The 16,203-nt window shown below is 68.8% G+C and carries 20 protein-coding genes; 19 read left to right on the plus strand and 1 reads right to left on the minus strand.

The window, feature by feature from the left end; translation table 11 throughout:
• Window positions 1–8: 8 nt before the first annotated feature.
• Entirely contained in the window at window positions 9–596 is a 588-nt protein-coding gene (locus ACLJQ7_RS01300; protein ID WP_410646236.1) for a hypothetical protein, read from the minus strand.
• Window positions 597–887: 291 nt separating this feature from the next.
• Here ACLJQ7_RS01300 and ACLJQ7_RS01305 point away from each other — a divergent pair, with 291 nt between their 5' ends.
• The 19 genes from ACLJQ7_RS01305 (at window position 888) to ACLJQ7_RS01395 (ending at window position 16,132) form a co-directional block, all read left to right on the plus strand.
• Window positions 888–1,304, plus strand: coding sequence for a WGR domain-containing protein (locus ACLJQ7_RS01305; protein ID WP_410646988.1), 417 nt, complete (start codon window positions 888–890; stop codon window positions 1,302–1,304).
• Window positions 1,301–2,299: an AAA family ATPase gene (locus tag ACLJQ7_RS01310; protein WP_410646238.1), complete on the plus strand. Its 999-nt coding sequence runs from the start codon at window positions 1,301–1,303 to the stop codon at window positions 2,297–2,299. The genes ACLJQ7_RS01305 and ACLJQ7_RS01310 overlap by 4 nt, the downstream gene beginning before the upstream one ends.
• Window positions 2,296–4,107, plus strand: coding sequence for a hypothetical protein (locus ACLJQ7_RS01315; protein WP_410646239.1), 1,812 nt, complete (start codon window positions 2,296–2,298; stop codon window positions 4,105–4,107). The genes ACLJQ7_RS01310 and ACLJQ7_RS01315 overlap by 4 nt, the downstream gene beginning before the upstream one ends.
• Window positions 4,108–4,327: 220 nt before the next feature.
• Window positions 4,328–4,588 (plus strand): hypothetical protein, encoded by a 261-nt coding sequence (locus ACLJQ7_RS01320; protein ID WP_410646240.1) that lies wholly within the window; start codon window positions 4,328–4,330, stop codon window positions 4,586–4,588.
• Window positions 4,589–4,694: 106 nt separating this feature from the next.
• Window positions 4,695–5,120: a hypothetical protein gene (locus ACLJQ7_RS01325; RefSeq protein ID WP_410646241.1), complete on the plus strand. Its 426-nt coding sequence runs from the start codon at window positions 4,695–4,697 to the stop codon at window positions 5,118–5,120.
• A 258-nt stretch (window positions 5,121–5,378) separates the two neighbouring features.
• Window positions 5,379–6,368, plus strand: a complete 990-nt coding sequence (locus tag ACLJQ7_RS01330; protein WP_410646242.1) for an NADAR family protein — start codon at window positions 5,379–5,381, stop codon at window positions 6,366–6,368.
• Between the two features lie 126 nt (window positions 6,369–6,494).
• Window positions 6,495–7,007 (plus strand): hypothetical protein, encoded by a 513-nt coding sequence (locus tag ACLJQ7_RS01335; RefSeq protein WP_410646244.1) that lies wholly within the window; start codon window positions 6,495–6,497, stop codon window positions 7,005–7,007.
• 532 nt (window positions 7,008–7,539) lie between these two features.
• Complete coding sequence (locus ACLJQ7_RS01340; protein ID WP_410646245.1) at window positions 7,540–7,668, plus strand: hypothetical protein; 129 nt, start codon at window positions 7,540–7,542, stop codon at window positions 7,666–7,668.
• 106 nt (window positions 7,669–7,774) lie between these two features.
• Window positions 7,775–8,077 (plus strand): hypothetical protein, encoded by a 303-nt coding sequence (locus tag ACLJQ7_RS01345; RefSeq protein ID WP_410646246.1) that lies wholly within the window; start codon window positions 7,775–7,777, stop codon window positions 8,075–8,077.
• A gap of 88 nt (window positions 8,078–8,165) precedes the next feature.
• A complete protein-coding gene (locus ACLJQ7_RS01350; RefSeq protein WP_410646247.1) occupies window positions 8,166–8,615 on the plus strand; it encodes a hypothetical protein in 450 nt (149 codons plus the stop codon).
• A gap of 277 nt (window positions 8,616–8,892) precedes the next feature.
• Window positions 8,893–9,957 (plus strand): YqaJ viral recombinase family protein, encoded by a 1,065-nt coding sequence (locus ACLJQ7_RS01355; protein WP_410646248.1) that lies wholly within the window; start codon window positions 8,893–8,895, stop codon window positions 9,955–9,957.
• 60 nt (window positions 9,958–10,017) lie between these two features.
• The gene (locus tag ACLJQ7_RS01360) at window positions 10,018–11,097 is read left to right on the plus strand and encodes a hypothetical protein (RefSeq protein ID WP_410646249.1); all 1,080 of its coding nucleotides are present in this window, start codon (window positions 10,018–10,020) and stop codon (window positions 11,095–11,097) included.
• A gap of 81 nt (window positions 11,098–11,178) precedes the next feature.
• The gene (locus ACLJQ7_RS01365) at window positions 11,179–11,721 is read left to right on the plus strand and encodes a hypothetical protein (RefSeq protein WP_410646250.1); all 543 of its coding nucleotides are present in this window, start codon (window positions 11,179–11,181) and stop codon (window positions 11,719–11,721) included.
• A gap of 262 nt (window positions 11,722–11,983) precedes the next feature.
• Window positions 11,984–12,358 carry a hypothetical protein gene (locus tag ACLJQ7_RS01370; protein ID WP_410646251.1) on the plus strand — a complete coding sequence of 125 codons (375 nt, stop codon included), beginning with the start codon at window positions 11,984–11,986 and terminating at the stop codon, window positions 12,356–12,358.
• Window positions 12,359–12,445: 87 nt separating this feature from the next.
• Entirely contained in the window at window positions 12,446–12,844 is a 399-nt protein-coding gene (locus ACLJQ7_RS01375; protein WP_410646252.1) for a hypothetical protein, read from the plus strand.
• A gap of 413 nt (window positions 12,845–13,257) precedes the next feature.
• Window positions 13,258–13,635 carry a histone-like nucleoid-structuring protein Lsr2 gene (locus ACLJQ7_RS01380; RefSeq protein ID WP_410646254.1) on the plus strand — a complete coding sequence of 126 codons (378 nt, stop codon included), beginning with the start codon at window positions 13,258–13,260 and terminating at the stop codon, window positions 13,633–13,635.
• Between the two features lie 404 nt (window positions 13,636–14,039).
• The gene (locus ACLJQ7_RS01385) at window positions 14,040–14,411 is read left to right on the plus strand and encodes a hypothetical protein (protein ID WP_410646255.1); all 372 of its coding nucleotides are present in this window, start codon (window positions 14,040–14,042) and stop codon (window positions 14,409–14,411) included.
• 219 nt (window positions 14,412–14,630) lie between these two features.
• The gene (locus ACLJQ7_RS01390) at window positions 14,631–15,092 is read left to right on the plus strand and encodes a hypothetical protein (protein ID WP_410646256.1); all 462 of its coding nucleotides are present in this window, start codon (window positions 14,631–14,633) and stop codon (window positions 15,090–15,092) included.
• A 461-nt stretch (window positions 15,093–15,553) separates the two neighbouring features.
• Entirely contained in the window at window positions 15,554–16,132 is a 579-nt protein-coding gene (locus ACLJQ7_RS01395; RefSeq protein WP_410646257.1) for a hypothetical protein, read from the plus strand.
• Window positions 16,133–16,203: the final 71 nt, after the last annotated feature.

Raw genomic sequence — 16,203 nt, forward strand, 5'->3', positions numbered from 1 at the left:
GGATGCCTTCAGCGGCCCAAGGCCCACCAGAGTGCCGCGTCGGCGCCGCTGTAGAAAGCCTGTGTACGTTCCGCATCACCCGCGAGGTAGACGCGGCCGGTGATGAGGTGATGCTCGGCGTCGACACGGTCCGGGGCCGGCCTGCTGTGGTCGCCCTTCCCCCGTGTGCTGGGGGAGAGTGGCTCGATGCCCTGGGTCCAGGCGAGCGCGTAGAGCTGGCCGCCGATGTAGCCGTCGTTGTCGTTGAGAGGTTTCAGCTCGGCGATCTGCTGTGTGATCTCGGTTGTGTCCCGTAGTCGTGGGGCGGGATCGGCGATGCCCAGCGCTTGGACAACGGCGAGTGGTGCTGCGCGGGTGTGCTGCACGATGTCCAGGGCGACACTTCCAGGCCACGGGTAGGGCCTGCTGGCGCCGCTGAGCCAGATGTCGGGTGCGTCCGAAGTGGATCCGTTGCGCCAGAGCTGTGCGTAGAAGCTGCCGATGCGGTCATCCCAACCCCAGATGCTTCGGTCGTCCCAGCCGACCAGGTCGATGGCGTCATGCAGCGCGTATCCGGGCCGGGCGCCGTGGTTGCGGGAGAAGCGGGACACAGTCATTTCGGCAGTGTGCCCTGTCCGGTCAGGTGCTCGCTGAACGAAACTTCGCCGGCGGGACCCTGGCCATGGCCGCAGACGCGCTCTACGAACTGGGCCGGGTCAGCGTAGGCAGTCCACGCGTCGAGCCCACCGGCCTCGGCTGGGGCTGCCGCACTTTCCACCAGCACCGGCGGAGCGCAAGCCGCGGAACTACGCGCGGCGTGCGCTCCGCTGCCGGTGCTGGTGGCGCGCGCGTGCGCCCCGCCGCCCCCGGCGGGCGCACGACGCGGAAGAAGGTGATGCACGGTGGACATGGCGCCCGCTCCAGCCATGATCGCCCACGGATGGGAGCTGCACTCCACACAGGACGGCAGCGACAAGTTCTACAGGGTCTTGGTGATCGGCACCGTCACGCTTATCAACTACGGCCCGAAGAACACGACAGGGCAGTTCATCGCGCACTGCTTCGCCGGTGTGGGCGACGCTGCCAAGACCGCGCAGGAAAAGGCCCGGATTCTGACGAACGCGAAGTCCGAGAAGGGATATCGGATCACGCGGGACTTCACGGAATTCACAGTCGACCGGCCGCATGCTGCCCTACTGGCCGATCTCGGCTACGGCTCACATCGGGTCAACGGGATTCCGGTGGAGATTCGCGAGACCATCGTCGCGCGCTTCCGACGCGCGGCCGACGAACAGGGCACCGCCGCTGTGGGGGCGTCGCTGTGAGCGGCTACGGAGTCGGCGACGACATGGTCGCCAAGCTGCGCAAGGGCTACAGGGGTTCTTCCAGGTCCACCGCCTCAGAGGTGTTCCTTGATGACGATGGAAGCAGCAGGAGTGTCCCGGCCGCGCCGTCGACGGCCGCCTTGGCCGCGCGCATGCGGTCTTTCGGACCGCAGCGGCGACCGAACGGGAAGGTCTACCAGCCGCGCGCGGTCGCGCGGGAGTTCGAAGACATCGCGCTCCTGCGGGATGCGCGCAAGTACCGCGAACACGTCCTGTTCTTCGGCCCGCCGGGAACTGGCAAGACCGCGTTGTGCGAGGCGGCGTTCGCCCAGGACGCCACGCCCACGCACGAGGGGATGGAGTCCATCGTCGGCACTGCCGACACCACCGAGAGCGACTTCGTCGGCACGTTCGTCCAGGACTCGCGTACCGATGCGTGGACGTGGCGGCCAGGGCCTCTGCATCGCTCCGTGCTCTTCGATGTCCCGTTGCTGGTGGACGAGATCGCCCTCATCGACCCACGCGTGCTGAGTGTGCTGTATCCGCTGATGGACGGCCGGAATGTCCTGCGGATCCCGATGAACCCCGACCTCGATCCGCTCCCCGTGGGCAAAGGCTGGTTCGTCATGGCCGCGTACAACCCCGATGTGCCCGGTGCGCGGATGTCGGATGCGCTCAGGGATCGTTTCGAGCACCACATCGAGGTCATGACCGACTGGGAGCTGTGTGTCGAGCTCGGTGTGTCCCGGGAGATCGTCGAGATCGCCAAAAACCTCGACACTCGGCGCCGCAAGGGGGAGCTCAGCTGGTCTCCCCAGATGCGGACCCTGCTGTCCTACGCTCGCACCGAGCGCCGCCGAGGCCAGGAATTCGCGCTTGCGAACCTGGTCGCCAAGACTCCCCAGGACGACCGCGACGAAGTTCGTGGCGCGCTGACGAGAAAGTTCGGCGCCAAGGTCCGCGACCTGCGCCTGGGCCGGAGGTTCGCCGCATGACAACCTCCGATCTCGCGCTGGCCGAAGCCCGCGATGTGCTCGTGGTGCGGCTGAACAAGGGCGTGAACCTGCTGGCCGACCGAGACGACCTGATCGTCTCAGTTGAGTGGGACGCCGGTCCGGCGACCCCGCCTGCGTGGTTCACCTTCGACAAGGCCGAGGTCAGCCTCAACGGCCCGGTCGCGCTGGCCGGCGCCGAACCCTGGCAGATCAACCCGCTGACTCCCGACGGACGTCGACGGCATCCGGTGATCATGGGGCTGTTGTGCCACGAAGCCGCCCATGCCCACTCCACGCGCTGGGAGCACGGCTTCGACGGCGATATCCCGGTCGTGGTCGCCCGCGCGGCGGTACTACTGGAAGACCCGCGCATCGAGCGACGGCAGCTGCAACGCCGTCCCCGCGACCAGCTTTACCTGCGCGCAGCCAGCCGGCTGCTCGTCCTTCCGGACGCGGAGTCCCACACCGAGGCGGCGGGCCGGTGGCAGGCCGCGCAGGCGGCCCTGCTGACCGCGGGGCGGGTCGACGCAGGGGTCCTGGACGAGAACGACGTGCGCAAGGTCGTCACCTTGTGCCGGAACGCGCTGGGACGCAAAGACTTCAACCGGTTGCGTGCCCTCTGGCGCGACGCCCTCGACCTCGACGATGGTGATGTCGCCGGTCTCCTCGACGTCGCGGCCCAGTGGGTCGAGGTCGTGGGCGTCGAGGACCCGGCTGACGCACCCGCGCCCACGTGCGCCACGGGCCTGCACGAGGGTCATCCCGCCGCCCCGGCGCAGGGAGGCGACGACGAGGCGGAGGGTTCCGGCGACGATCGCGGAACGCCGACGCCAGGCATCGCGGGCACCGCCGCCGAGGCCCTGGCCCGAGCGTTCCGGGACGCGATGGACACATCGGGGGAGCGGGGCGTCTCACAGGCGACCGCCGAGCTCGACGACGACGCGGACCATGACGCGCCCTCCGGGTCCGGCGAGGACAGCAGGGAACTCGCGGCCGCCGAGCGGGCCGCTGACGAGGTCTTTCACGGCTACACCGTCACCGGCGGGCGTGATCCGCGCGCCAGGACCCGGCCACCGACGCCCGCGGAGCGCGATCTCGCCCGGCGCACCGGCCGGGCGTTGCGCCGGGCCAAATTCCGGGAACGAAGCCGGACTGTGATCGCATCCGCGGTCCCTCCTGGTCGCCTGTCCGGGCGGGAGGCGATGCTCGGCGCGGCCCAGCGCGCGCGGAAGATGCCGGTCACCGCTCGGCCGTTTCGTCAGGTCGTTCGTCGCGAAACTCCGGAACCTCCTTTGACGGTCGGGATCGCCGTGGACATCTCCGGGTCCATGTCCTGGGCGACTTCGGCGCTGGCCAGTACAGCCTGGCTGGTAGCCCACGCCGTCGACGACGTCGGAGGCGACTCGGCCACCGTGGCGTTCGGGGAGTGGGTCACCGCCATCACCAAGCCGGGCGTGCCGCCGACCGTGGTCCAGGAGTTCGTGGCCGACGACGGCCACGAGCGGTTCACCGACGCGATGCGGGCACTCGACGGAGGCCTCCGGCTCACCAGCGGAACAGGTGCCCGGCTGGTGTTCGTGGTCAGCGACGGCCACTTCGTGCTCCCCGGCGAGATGGAGAGCGCCCAGACGATCATCGACCGGTTCGTTCGCAGCGGCGTGCACGTCCTGTGGCTGGACCTCAAGTCCAGGACACGGAATCTGACCACGATCGTTCCCGCAGGTGCGATCCCCGTGCAGGTCACCGACGTCGCCGAGATTCCGCACCAGGTGGGAGCCATCGCCGTCCGCGCTCTGCGCAGCGCGTGAGCGGCACCGGCGGGGGAACGGCCTCGGTCTGGCAGCTTTCCCGCCGGCTTCCACGCGCCGCCGCGTCCGCCTCGGTGACAGGGCGACAGCACTCTGCCCCGGTGCCTGGCTGGGCGGCAAGCCACGAACAGCGTGCGGCGTGCCGCCCAGCCAGGCACCGGGGCTCACCGCGTGCGCCCCGCCGACACGGGCGGGACCACAACGCGGAAGGGAACCGTGCATGTCGATCCCCGAGGACGTTTCGAAGTTGACGAGCCTGGCGTCATCCCGGGAAATCCCGATCGAAGTCCTGACCGAAGCGCAGAACTCGCTCGACGCTCTTCGCGGAAAACTGCAGCTCATTCTCGGAACCATGTCCCAGCGCGCCACCGACATCTACGGCCTGATCGAAGCGGCGAAGGAAGCGCTCGAAGAGGCTAAGGCAGTCAGCAAGAGCCTGGAAGCCGCGATTCACGACGCCGCTGACTACCACTCGCAATAGGCCAAACCATGCCCGGCTGCGCCGGTCCGGCGCAGCCGGGCATGGCCCTTGTCGGCCGCAACGACCAGCCCACCTGCGCATCGCGTACGCCGCCACGAATCGGTGGATGACCGCGCCTATCTACCTTCACCTGCTTCGGAAATCAGGAAGGCCAGTTATGGGAATGTATGTCATCAAGGCCGCGCCCGATCGCGACCTGTATATGGAATGGGACACGAGAGTTGATGCTCCCACCTTTATCGGTACCCGCGCCGAGGTCGTCGCCTACCTGGAGCAGGTGACTGGCCGCGGGCCGTCGGACACACCCGAAGCTCGGGTGCGCCGCGCTGACGAGACCGGCACCAGCGCGAAGCCGTCCCCGTGGGCACCCGGCTATACCGGCCCGCTTGAGGGAGCCTGGGATGACACCGGGTTCATTGTCGAAGGGCAGATGTGGCTTCCGCGAGACCGGATCGCGAAGTTCCTCGACACCTACCTTCGGACCGAGCAGATGCCGTACGCGCTGCTCGACGACCTCCGCAGCGACAGCTGACGCTCAGCCTGCCGAGTACACCGTGCCCACCCAGCAATTCGAGTAACCATGCCGCTGCACGTGGCTCTCCGTCTTGGATCGTCAGGGGCTTGGGTGCTCCGGCTCGGAGGGGGCGGCTGACCGCGCAGAGACCAGCGGGCAATTCGGGGGTGTGCAAGGGCGCTTTCGGCGCCGCTGACGCGGAAACCCTTGCACACACCCGCCGTTCCCGCTCGGCGTGCGCCCGTCAACGCACCTCTACCGAGCCGGAGCACCCTCATGCTCGACGTCGTCAACGGATTCCACGGCCACTACCGGTTGCTGTCCAACTTTCACGAGCACCCCGTGACCTGGGACGGCTTCACCTACCCCAGCGGTGAGGCCGGCTACAACGCCGGCAAGACCCTCGACCCGCAGCGGCGAGCGTGGATCGCCGCTGCTCCATCCCCGGGAGAGGCCAAGCGCCGCGGCCGCCAAGTCCAGCTGCGAGACGACTGGGACGACCTGCACCGGTACGTCGTCATGCAGGAGGTTGTCGCCTCGAAATTCACCGACCCCGCGCTGCGGGAACGCCTGCTGGAGACCGATCGAGCCCTCTTAATTGAGTCGAACACCTGGCACGACCAGACGTGGGGGTGCTGTTCCTGCCCGCGACACCGGTCGGTACCTGGGCGGAACCTGCTCGGCCGATACCTCATGGCGCACCGTGCGTGGCTGGCGTCCGAGCCCACCGGAACCTGGACGCGTGTCGCCCTGACCGGGCACCGGCCGCAAGGCCTCCCGCCAGGCTCCGAGGCGTGGCTCGCGGACGAGCTGCGGCGGATCTCGGCGAAGCTCTCGGCCGAGCACGGGACCCGGGTCGCGATCAGCGGCGCGGCCGCCGGCGCGGACCTGATTTGGGCCGAAGCCGCCCACAGCAGCGGGATGCCGGTGTGGCTGTATCAGCCCTACACCGGCCATGACGAACGCTGGACCCAGGACTGGCGCGACCGCCTGACGACCGCACGCATGGCCGCGTCCCGGGTCGACACCCTGGGGACGCGGTTCAGCATCGATGTGCTGCACGCGCGTTCAGAATGGATGATCCGTGACTGCGACGCGATCATCGCCGTGGTGAACCCGCAGCGCACCTCCGGCGGCACGTGGCAGGCGCTGAAGAAAGTCCCGACCAGCACGCCGATCATCCGCATCGACGTACTCCACCGCAGGACCACCCTGCGCGACTCGGACCGCACGCCGCTGATCGCAGGCGGCGTGCGCGGGGAATGAATCCCAGCGACCGGCCGTGTAGGCCACGAACGCAGGATGGTCGCGTCGTCACGCACCATCCTGCGTTGCCGCTCCTTGCGGCGAATAACACTCTGTCCCGGCACTCTCTGACACGAAAGGCCTCCGATGACCTCCGCTCCGACTCCCGCCGGCAAGCGGGCTGACATCAAGCAGCCCCGCCAGGACGTGACCGGCACGGACCGACCTGATCTCTCCCTGCTGAGCCTCACCGAGCCTGCGCTCGAGGCCCGCGCAGCGCTGATCGCCATGGCCGCGCAATTGCGCACAGCGTGCGAAGTTGCCGATCCCGCCCCCGTCGTGCACCGCATGTACACACGGATGTTCGATCCGGTCCCTGGTGACCTGGTCGTGGAGATCGGCGCCACAACCGCAGGCGCCGGAACCGACCTCGTCACGGCATTCGGCCTTCTCGTCGAACACCGGCAGGAGTGGGCGACCACCGACGAGCAATGGCACGCCGAACAGCACCGCGATCCCGGCTTGACCGCGCAAGACCGGGTTCGCGAAGACGCCTGGTACATCCAGTACGGCCCCGCGGCGGGCGATCTCTGCCGCTGGGTGAACTGCACGTTCATGACACTCCCCATCGACTGGACCTCCAGCGCGCCGACACGGTGACACCACCGCAGACGCGAGACGTGCCCTGATGGCACGCGACTGGTCCTGTCGATGTCCCGTTGAGCCGCTGGCTTCCGCCAATGCACCCGAGGGCAAGGTGACCGGGCCAAGCCCAAAGCAGACGAATCGTGCAGCGGAGTCGATGATCCGGGCAACGTGGGCACTGTGCGGTCTATAGCCACACGTACGGATGCCGGACGAGACCGGCCGCCGATAAGACGCCCTGTCCGACGCCGCTGCGACGATCTGGAGCCTCACGCCGTCGCAGAATGCCGATCAAGTCTGTTGCCGTGAACTCGCCGGCGGACAGGAGATCCTTGCGCGTCTTGAGGTTCCACGCTCTCGGCTGAGCGCTGCAACAGTGCTCTAGCCCTCTTGGCGGGCAGGTGCTCGGACACGCAGAAGCCCAGCAGGTCCCTCCGGATCGCCCAAGGGCGCTTCGCGCCGCTGACGCGGAAACCCCTGTGCTATCCGGAAAGTCCCGCTGGCTGATGCGTCGTCAACGCACCACACAGCCAGCCAGGAGGCGCCCGTGATCACCGTTCCCCCCCACCTCATTCCTGCGCCGGGTGGTGACCACATGACCTGGCAAGAGGTTATCGTTGTCGCCATTTTGGCACTGTTCTGGCTCGGCATCATCTGGATTCTGAGCCGATCGTGATCCGCTTCCGCCCGGTGTTCGCAGTCAAAGACGCGCCGGGCGGCCATCCATTGTCGGCTTCTCACGGAGCCACGCCCCGTTCGCGAGTGCACGAAAGGCCCTTGTCATGTCCGGATACCGCGAATTCAGCACCGCTGAGTTTCAGAGCAAGTTCGCCACACTGCAACAGCTTCTGGCCAAGGCCTACGAACACAACCTCGCCCGCGACGAGCACTGCAAGTCCAGCGAGGGCGCCATCCGACTGAACTTTCCCGAGTTCTACTGGTCGCACAACAGTGCCAAGCGGATCGGCGTCGAAATCTTCAGCTACTGCTTCGGCGGCGGTGGGCGCATCCACGAATTCGACAACGTCGACGACGCCCTCGACGAGGTCCGCGACTGGCACCGCGACGAGATGGCCCAGCAGTAGTCACAGCGGTGTCCCGGCCAGTGAAGTCCGGCCGGGACACCGCCTGCATTTCCTACCTGTCCCTGCGGATCCACAGTGGAGCTTGCTCATGATCGGACAACGGGTCTTTTACGACGGCAGCATCGTCGACGCCGAAGGCCGGTACCTCGTCTCCGACGAACACACGACGGAGCACGGTTCCCGCTACACCTTGACCACCTACGCAGGCGACGTCGCGCTACGCAACGTCCGCGCCGAGTCGATCACTCCGGTCCCCGAGGGCCCCAAGCACCGGGTGCTCGCCGCGCAGGGACGCGCGCAGGTCGTCCAAGGTGAGTTCTGGCGCCAGTTCCCTCCGGGCACGTGGCTGCCCTACATCCACGAGCGCTACGACCGTCTGCACCGCGACGTCGACGACCTGATCCGCCGGAATCGGCCCGTCGAGGCCGAGTACTCCCTGCTCAACGCCGAGCGGTTCGTCGGCTGCATCTCCTACGACGAGATGAGCGCACGGATCACAGCCCTGGTCATCGCCGGAGACGACGAATCGTGGCTGTGACAGCGACCAGCCGCGGCCGCCGCACCACCGCGGCTCTCGGCCAGCCACCCGGGCGGGGAGGGCGCGCACCGTGACCGACGCGCAGCGCGGTGGCCCAGGCGCGACCGGGCCGGAGCCGACACGGGTGATCCGCCACCTAGTGACCCGACGTGGCGCGGTGGCGTGATGCCGGATCACGCCGGTCGGCCCAGCCCACGGCCTGGGCCACCGCTCGCGCGCCGGCCGGTCGGCTGCGCCCCCGCCCGGGAGGCGCAGCCGACCGAAAGCGAGCAGTCACGTGACCGCGCCACCGACCTCGCCGCCGACACCGCACTCGGCGGCACCACCCTCCGGTCCATCCTGGACCTGCCCTGACGGGAAACTCGTCGTTCCCGCCTCGGCCTCACACACCCAGTGGCTGGCCCGGCGCCGCGACGGCCTGGGCGCCTCCGACGCCAGCACCGTGGCCGGCGTCAACCCGTGGTCAGACCTGACCACCCTCTACGCGGACAAAGTCCACGGCATCAGCGTGCCGGACAACGACTTGATGAGGGTCGGCCGTGACCTCGAAAGCTATGTCCTGTCCCGGTTCCGCGAAGCCACCGGCCTGCGGACCCGCCGGATCGGGATGCTCGCCAGCCGCGAGCACCCCTGGATGCTGGCCAGCCTCGACGGATTGAGTTCCGACGGGGGAGTGGTCGAAGCCAAGACCACCACCAGCGACTACATCGACGAGTGGACCGACGCCTACGGCATCGAGTCGGTACCCATGCACTACCTGCTGCAGGTGCAGTGGCAGCTCAAGGTGTCGGGCCGGACACACGGCTGGATCGCGTGCCTGTTCCTCGACACCCGCAAGTTCGTCTACCGCCGTGTCGAGCGCCACGAGGAGCTGATCAACCTCCTGGTCGCGATGGGCGGCGACTTCTGGCACGACCACGTCCTGCCGCAAGTCGCCCCGCCACTCGACGCCGGCGCCGGACCGATCCTGCGCCGCCTGCACCCCACCGTGGAGGCCACCAGCTGTGAAGGCGGGAACGCCGCCGCGGTCGCGCTGCGCCGACATGCACGGATCAAGGCGCAGATCAAGGAACTCGAAGCGGAACTCACCGCCGTCATGGCCGAACTGTTCGCGATCACCGGTGACGCCGAAACGCTCACGGTGCACGGGATGCCCGCCGCCACCTGGCGGCACACCGGCCGCTTCGACCAGGACGCCTGGCGTGCCGCTACCGACCCCGACGTCGTGCGCACCTACACCCGCACCCAGGACGTCATCGACTGGCGCGCGGTGATCGCCGACCGGCCCGCCGACGCCCGCTTCCGCGCACGGGTGTTCCTGCCCAAACAGAACCTCACCTGAGCCGGTCCCGCAATTCACCGACCGGACTCGCCGGCCGGTGTCACGTAAGGAGAAACGCACGTGGACATCACTCAATTACGGGCTCAGCTCGAACAGACCCATCGTGCCCGGCGCGGGGAACTGATCCCCGCCCAGCACCAGCCGGTGACACCGACCTCGGATGTTCTCGACACCGACGAGGCCTACGCCGAGCGTCTGGCGAAGTCGGTGCTGCTGCCCTCGCATTACCGGCGTCAGCCCGCGAACATCCTGTGGGCGGTGGAATTCGGGCGGATGCTCGGCATCCCCGCAATGGCCGTCATGCAGGGCGTCTTCATCGTCGAGGGCAGCCCGACGTCCAAGGTATCGCTCATCGGCTACCTGGTTCGCCGCGCGGGTCACAAACTGCGCGTGCGCGGTGGCCAGAGCTGGAAGGAACCGGCCTTCGCCGAGATCATCCGCAAGGACGATCCCGGCTTCACCTTCCGTTCGGACTGGACGATCGCCCGCGCCCAGGAATCGCAGCTGGTGCGGATCGTGAACAACCGGCCGTACGCACGCGACAGCAGGAGCCGAGCCCTGCCGTGGGAGCGCTACACCCCGGCGTTGCTGAAGGCCCGCGCGATCACCGAGGTCGCCCGGGACGCGTGCCAGGACGCCCTGTTTGGCCTGCAGTACACGCCCGAGGAACTCGGTGCCGACGTCGACGAGCACGGCCAGCCGACCGGTCGCCTGCTGGAGGTCGACTCCACCGCCGCCGGGTACCACCTCGACGCAGCGCCCACCCTCGAGGAGGCCTTGGAACAAGCCCACCAGCACACCGGGCCCGTCCCGGAGCAGGCGGCGGCGCCAGGGCCGGAGCGGGAGCAGGTGGTGGTCACGACTTCGGCGTCCACAGTGGATGAACCGGAGGACGCCGTACTCGACGCCACCCCGATCGACTGGGACGCCGCGCTGGCCGAAGCCACCAGCCAAGGCGTCGACGCCGTGCGGGATCTCTGGTGGGTCGCCCGGGAAGCCGAACCGGACAACACCGAACTGCGGAATCGGATCAATGCCGCCGGGGAGGACCTCGCCGCCGACGGCGAGACCCCGGCACCGGCGACCTCGCCGAGCTCGGCCGAGCCCACCGCGAAAGACGAGTCCTCGTCTACCGAGTGATCACCGGGTGCGTGCCCTCGTCGGCCGAGGGCGCGCACCCCCCGCTGTTCTCACATCCGTTACGTAGCAAGGAGTTGTGATATGTCCGAACCCAGTACATCCACCAGCGAAAGCGGGGTGCCCGCGGCCGGCAGTCCGGTGCCGATGCGGTGTTTCACCATGGCGCACATCGCGCAGTGGTGGGGAATTCAGCGCAGCTCGGTCACCATGATGCGCAAGCGCTGGGGCCCCGACAGCGCGGCCCCGTTTCCTGTCCCGGACGTCGAGCTGATTCCCGCCAGCGGTGACACCGTGATCCCGGGCTGGGCGTGGCAGCGTTGGCCGGCCGAGTTCGAGGCGTGGGACCACCAACGCAAGCAGGCACCCCGCCGCCGGTCCGGAACCCCCGGGCCCGGGAAGCGACCGACGCCGCGGCGCGATGTCGCGCCGAAGCCCGCCGCACTGCAGGCACCCGAACAACCAGCCCCCTCGGCCGACGGCACCGATAGTCCCGCCCCAAAGGAGAAGATCCGCACCCGCGACTACATCAAGCCGGGACGCCGCACGCACAGCGGCGCCCGGCAGGGCCGGGTAGCGGCAGGCCGGGTCGCGCGCGCCGTGTCCCGGGGCAGAGCCCGCCGATAGCTGGCGGAGATGCCGGATGACGGGGACATCACTCTCGTCATCCGGCCACTGCCTGGCGGCGCGCGTGCGTGACCGGGCAGAGCACAGCAAACCGTCCCCGGCCGGGGCAAGGGCGCACCCCGCGCCGCTGCGCGGAAACCCTTGCCTCGGCCGGGGACGGTCAGCTCACGGCCGCCCGGACACACACCAGCGCGCCACCGGCGTCCTTCGCCCTGGAACCAGCGCGCTGATGCCACCCGGAAGCCGTGCAAGGAGTCTTGTCGTGACGATCGCCCCGCTCGCCCCCACATCCCGCCACGTCCCGAAGCAGTGGTCGCCCGGACCGGGATATGACGAACTGCTCACCGCTCGGGCGTGGACTCGGCGACTCGGATCCGACGAGTACGAAGTCGTGATCGTGACCGGTGTCGGCGAAGACGGCCACGGACCGGCGCTGACCTCCGGTGTGCTGTCGGAAACCCTGGTCTCCCTGGCCGACTACTGGCTGGACAACCCCGCAGAACTTCGCCTGCTGGTCTCCGCGGGCCTGCTTCAGCGCCACGACATCAGTCCCGAACATCCCGCGCTGGCCCGCGCCACCGCACCGGACAGGCCCGGAACCCCGCCGTTCGCAGCGCCCCTCTTCGCGCCGCGCTGACCATCCCGCGGAGCCGCCTCACTGCCCACCGGCTCGCTGCGGCACCGGCCGGTGGGCCTCGTCCTCTCGCCCGCCAGGAGCCGCCTTGTGAACGCCAGCAAGAAATCCAGCCACCGGACGGCACGGAAACAGGACCGCGCCGCCGCGGCCGCCCGCCGCGAGATCCTCCGCCCGCGCGGAACAGAAGAGCTGGTGACCATCTCCATCGACGACTGGAATCCACAGTTCCCCGCGCTGGTCGCCGATGAACTCTGGAACGGGGCCGCTATTCCGCGGTTCCGGCTCGAGGTCGCCGAGCTGGTCGTCGACTGGATCAACGACACCCACGCCAAGTACCCCGACGGATCCGCACGAGCCCACTGGGACGGCGACACAGTCGTCCTGACCCACTCGGACCCCGGCTACGACCCTGACCGCGTCGAACCCGACGATGAGGGCCGCTACGGCATCGGAGCTCGAGCATGGGTGTGGGAATTCGTTTCCTGAACACCACCACGCCTCCCCGGCGCCAGCCCCACCTGCCCGGCACGCGTCTCCCGCCAAGGCACCCAAGGTGCAGCGCCACCGATGTCCGCGCTGGCCGTCACGCTCGACGGGCGCACCGCGAGAGCGGAATGTCAGCCGTCCGGGGAACGGGTTCCCGTCCGCGAGGCGGTCGGTCCTGCTGGTGACCGGCGCAGCAGACGCACAAGGCCAGCACAACACCCAGGGGCACGCGGCACAACGACACCCCCGCACATCCGTTGCGGGTGAGACAAGCCCCTGCGGGGTCGCGCTGCGCGCGATCACACCCGAACGAACGCCCGGGGTGTCGTTGTGCCGTCCTGCGGACCCCTGGCCGCTGTGCTCAGGCCACGAGCGTCAGCAACACCAGCTCACCAGAAGGAGTCCCACAGCCCATGGCGAAGAAGGAAACCGTCGTCACCGTCGACGACATCGACGGCACGCCCGCTGTAGCGACCAAGAAGTTCATGCTGGACGGCGTCCACTACAAGATCGACCTCGATGCCGACAACATCGCGCACCTGGACGACGTGCTGAAGACGTTCGTGGCGAAAGCCCGGCGCACCGGAGGCCGTGCGACCCCGTCGAAGTCGCACACTGCGGAGAAGGACACGTCTCCCGCAGCTGAGGCGCTGCCGCCGAACGACGTCATCCGTAACTGGGCCAGGGAAAACAAGCACCAGGTCGCCGACCGCGGACGTATCCCCGAGAAGGTGATCAAGGCCTACCTCGATGCGACCAACCCGCGGAAGAAGGGCACCCGCAAGCGCTAGTGAGCCGGCCGTCCGGCGGACACGTGCAGAACGTGCCCGCCGGACGGCAACCTCGGCACCGGCGCCCACCGACCTGCCCGGCTCGCCTCGGCACGAGGACTGAACTGTCCCTGCCATGTTTCCGGCTCTCCAGCGTTCGACACTCCGTCCGCTAGCGCTGGTGACGCCGGGGCCCGCGCGCTCGGCCTGACCCCGCCCGCGGCCAGTCAGGAGGGCTTTCGCCCACGCGAACTGCTCCGGCATGTGCGTGTGCGGCGGCTAGGCCCACTGGCGACGCCTGCTCGTGCGCCACTCCGTCAGGTTCGCCGACTGCGAACGCCGCGAGCACCCCGCCTCGCCACCCCGCTGTCCAGCCGGTACTCGGCCGGCCACGCGGGGGCCACTGCCCTGTGAAGGAGTTCGCCATGCCGCTGACCAAGACCCAGCAGGCGCTGCTGGAGGAGATGAAAGACGCGCTGCACCAGGGAACCTGGGAACGAGTCTCCACTCCCTACGGATTCACCATCCGCTACACCGAAACCCGCACCACACCTGAAGGCATCCCACGACGCTGGTGGCCAGAGAAGACCTACGAGCGGCACCAGTTTCTCACGCTGCACCACCGTGGCGTCATCTACGGCGACGTCCCCGCACCGTGGGTCGGCCGCAAGGACAGCCACATCACTTACAAACGCGCCTTCGCGATCTTGCGCGATCCGGCGGTGCGGTGGGAATCGCGACCAACCGTTCCCGAGGAGAACACACCTACGGCACCCGCTGCACGGTCAGACGACTGAGCGAACGCGGACGGAAGAGACCGACGTCGAAAGTCTCCGGGCTTGCCCCGACGGCGGCACGTCCTCGTCACGCGGGCGTTGGACCGCGCAGCGCAGCAGGGCTAGGCCGGACGGTCAAGGCCAAGCCGCTGCGCGGCGGCTTCGCCGAGCCTGTGACCGCCGCCTGGCGCCCTGCTCCTGGTCGCGGTGTCCACGCACACCGCGACCAGGAAGAAGCCCATGAACCTCACACGACCCACCGTCGACACCGACGTCGTCGAGTTCGTTCGCCTCGGCCAGAGGGTCTCCCTGAACTTCACCGTGCCCATCCGCAACCGCGAGACCTTCGACGCGGTCATGGCCGCGGCGCAGGGTGGCAACAACTTCGATCCCGACCAGGTAGCCCGCACGATCGACACGTTGTTCGGTGAGGCGATGAAGGTCGAGTTCGGCGCCGAGGGCTCTGCGGTGCTCTACATCGAGGTGCCGTTCACCACCAGCCAGCGTCTCGACGCGACCGTCGTGGGCCTCGGTGGGAAGTACACCGCTCTCCAGCGTCAGGACTACGCCCGCCGCGTCATCGAGTGGGCTCGCGCGATGCGCGCCGACGAGATCACAGTGCAGCAGCACCCCGCCACCGAGGCGCCAGTGGTCGGCAAGCCCGGCGAGAACCCGTACCGGATCCGAGTCTGGTGGGACTGACCTGCCCCTCCAGTCAGGGCCGGCCATCACGGCGACCCTGACCTGGGCACTACCGCCGGTGCGCCGCCGAGAACATCGTGACGCTCTACGACCAGGGCAGGGCGGCATCGGTGCACCCGGCGACCTGGCGAGACCCCGCCCAGGCACGTTCGCCGCCCGATTGACCGACCTGGCTCAGCGAGCATCCGCCGCGTCCGCCGTCGGCTGACCTGGGGCCGTGGAGAGTTCGCCTCCGGCTGCGGAGCGACCTGACGCACGAGGTCACCACAGCGGGGAGGCGGTACCAGGCAAGGGCGCGGGCCGATCCATCCCGGCGAGACAGAGCCCCTTCGGGGTCGCGCTACGCGCGATCACACCGGGATCGATCGGCCCGCTTCCCTGCCTGCCCTGCGGGCCCCTCCCCCCTGTGCTGAGGCCAGGCCCGTCAGCTCACCACCACAGCAGGAAGGCGGCCCTCGCCCATGCACCACATCCCCGATCCGTTCCAGCCCGAGGCCACCCAGCAGCTTCGTACCCGGCCGCCCCGCGCGCACTCGCTGGTCGTGTTCGACAGCAACGGCGTGACGTTTCAGGACCACCCGGTGGCCGGCGTGCGCCACTCGACACTGATGGTCATGGACGGCATGGGCGATCTTCTGGCCGCCAAGCCCAAGGTGTTGGCCTCGAAGCTGCTGGCGCTGCCCGACGTGAAGCCCACCGAACTGCGCGGCCACAGCTACATCGACGTCCCGCTGATCCGCCCCGACGAACACGACAGCCCACACTGCACGACCTGGACAGTCCTCGCCAAGCGGCTGCTCATCGACCAGACCGACTCCCACCGCGCGGAGCTGCTCATCCACGGCGCGGAGAACCCCGACGTCGGCACCGTCGAGATGCGGCCCTTCGACTGGTGGCACCTGATCCGAGTTCTGGTCTCGCTGGACGCCTGGATGACCTACCTGCGCAGCGAACTGGACGCACACGCCGCGACTGTGCGGCGGGCGGTGCAGGCCACCACACAGGTGGATGCGCTCCGGGGCGTCGAACCGTCGTCGTGACGTTCCTTCGCTGAGGCGCCGCGGCCCCCGTCGAGAACGGGGGCATCGCGGGCCTGCCCGAGATCTGCTGT

Source organism: Amycolatopsis sp. cmx-4-54 (genome assembly GCF_046548895.1).
In the GTDB taxonomy this organism is placed as follows: domain Bacteria; phylum Actinomycetota; class Actinomycetes; order Mycobacteriales; family Pseudonocardiaceae; genus Amycolatopsis.

What these genes read in the sequence shown, in the direction of transcription:
- ACLJQ7_RS01300 (WP_410646236.1), bottom strand. Translation starts at nt 596, where the DNA reads ATGACTGTGTCCCGCTTCTCCCGCAACCACGGCGCCCGGCCCGGATAC.
- ACLJQ7_RS01305 (WP_410646988.1), top strand. Translation starts at nt 888, where the DNA reads ATGGCGCCCGCTCCAGCCATGATCGCCCACGGATGGGAGCTGCACTCC.
- ACLJQ7_RS01315 (WP_410646239.1), top strand. Translation starts at nt 2,296, where the DNA reads ATGACAACCTCCGATCTCGCGCTGGCCGAAGCCCGCGATGTGCTCGTG.
- ACLJQ7_RS01320 (WP_410646240.1), top strand. Translation starts at nt 4,328, where the DNA reads ATGTCGATCCCCGAGGACGTTTCGAAGTTGACGAGCCTGGCGTCATCC.
- ACLJQ7_RS01325 (WP_410646241.1), top strand. Translation starts at nt 4,695, where the DNA reads ATGACCGCGCCTATCTACCTTCACCTGCTTCGGAAATCAGGAAGGCCA.
- ACLJQ7_RS01330 (WP_410646242.1), top strand. Translation starts at nt 5,379, where the DNA reads ATGCTCGACGTCGTCAACGGATTCCACGGCCACTACCGGTTGCTGTCC.
- ACLJQ7_RS01335 (WP_410646244.1), top strand. Translation starts at nt 6,495, where the DNA reads ATGACCTCCGCTCCGACTCCCGCCGGCAAGCGGGCTGACATCAAGCAG.
- ACLJQ7_RS01345 (WP_410646246.1), top strand. Translation starts at nt 7,775, where the DNA reads ATGTCCGGATACCGCGAATTCAGCACCGCTGAGTTTCAGAGCAAGTTC.
- ACLJQ7_RS01350 (WP_410646247.1), top strand. Translation starts at nt 8,166, where the DNA reads ATGATCGGACAACGGGTCTTTTACGACGGCAGCATCGTCGACGCCGAA.
- ACLJQ7_RS01365 (WP_410646250.1), top strand. Translation starts at nt 11,179, where the DNA reads ATGTCCGAACCCAGTACATCCACCAGCGAAAGCGGGGTGCCCGCGGCC.
- ACLJQ7_RS01380 (WP_410646254.1), top strand. Translation starts at nt 13,258, where the DNA reads ATGGCGAAGAAGGAAACCGTCGTCACCGTCGACGACATCGACGGCACG.
- ACLJQ7_RS01385 (WP_410646255.1), top strand. Translation starts at nt 14,040, where the DNA reads ATGCCGCTGACCAAGACCCAGCAGGCGCTGCTGGAGGAGATGAAAGAC.
- ACLJQ7_RS01390 (WP_410646256.1), top strand. Translation starts at nt 14,631, where the DNA reads ATGAACCTCACACGACCCACCGTCGACACCGACGTCGTCGAGTTCGTT.
- ACLJQ7_RS01395 (WP_410646257.1), top strand. Translation starts at nt 15,554, where the DNA reads ATGCACCACATCCCCGATCCGTTCCAGCCCGAGGCCACCCAGCAGCTT.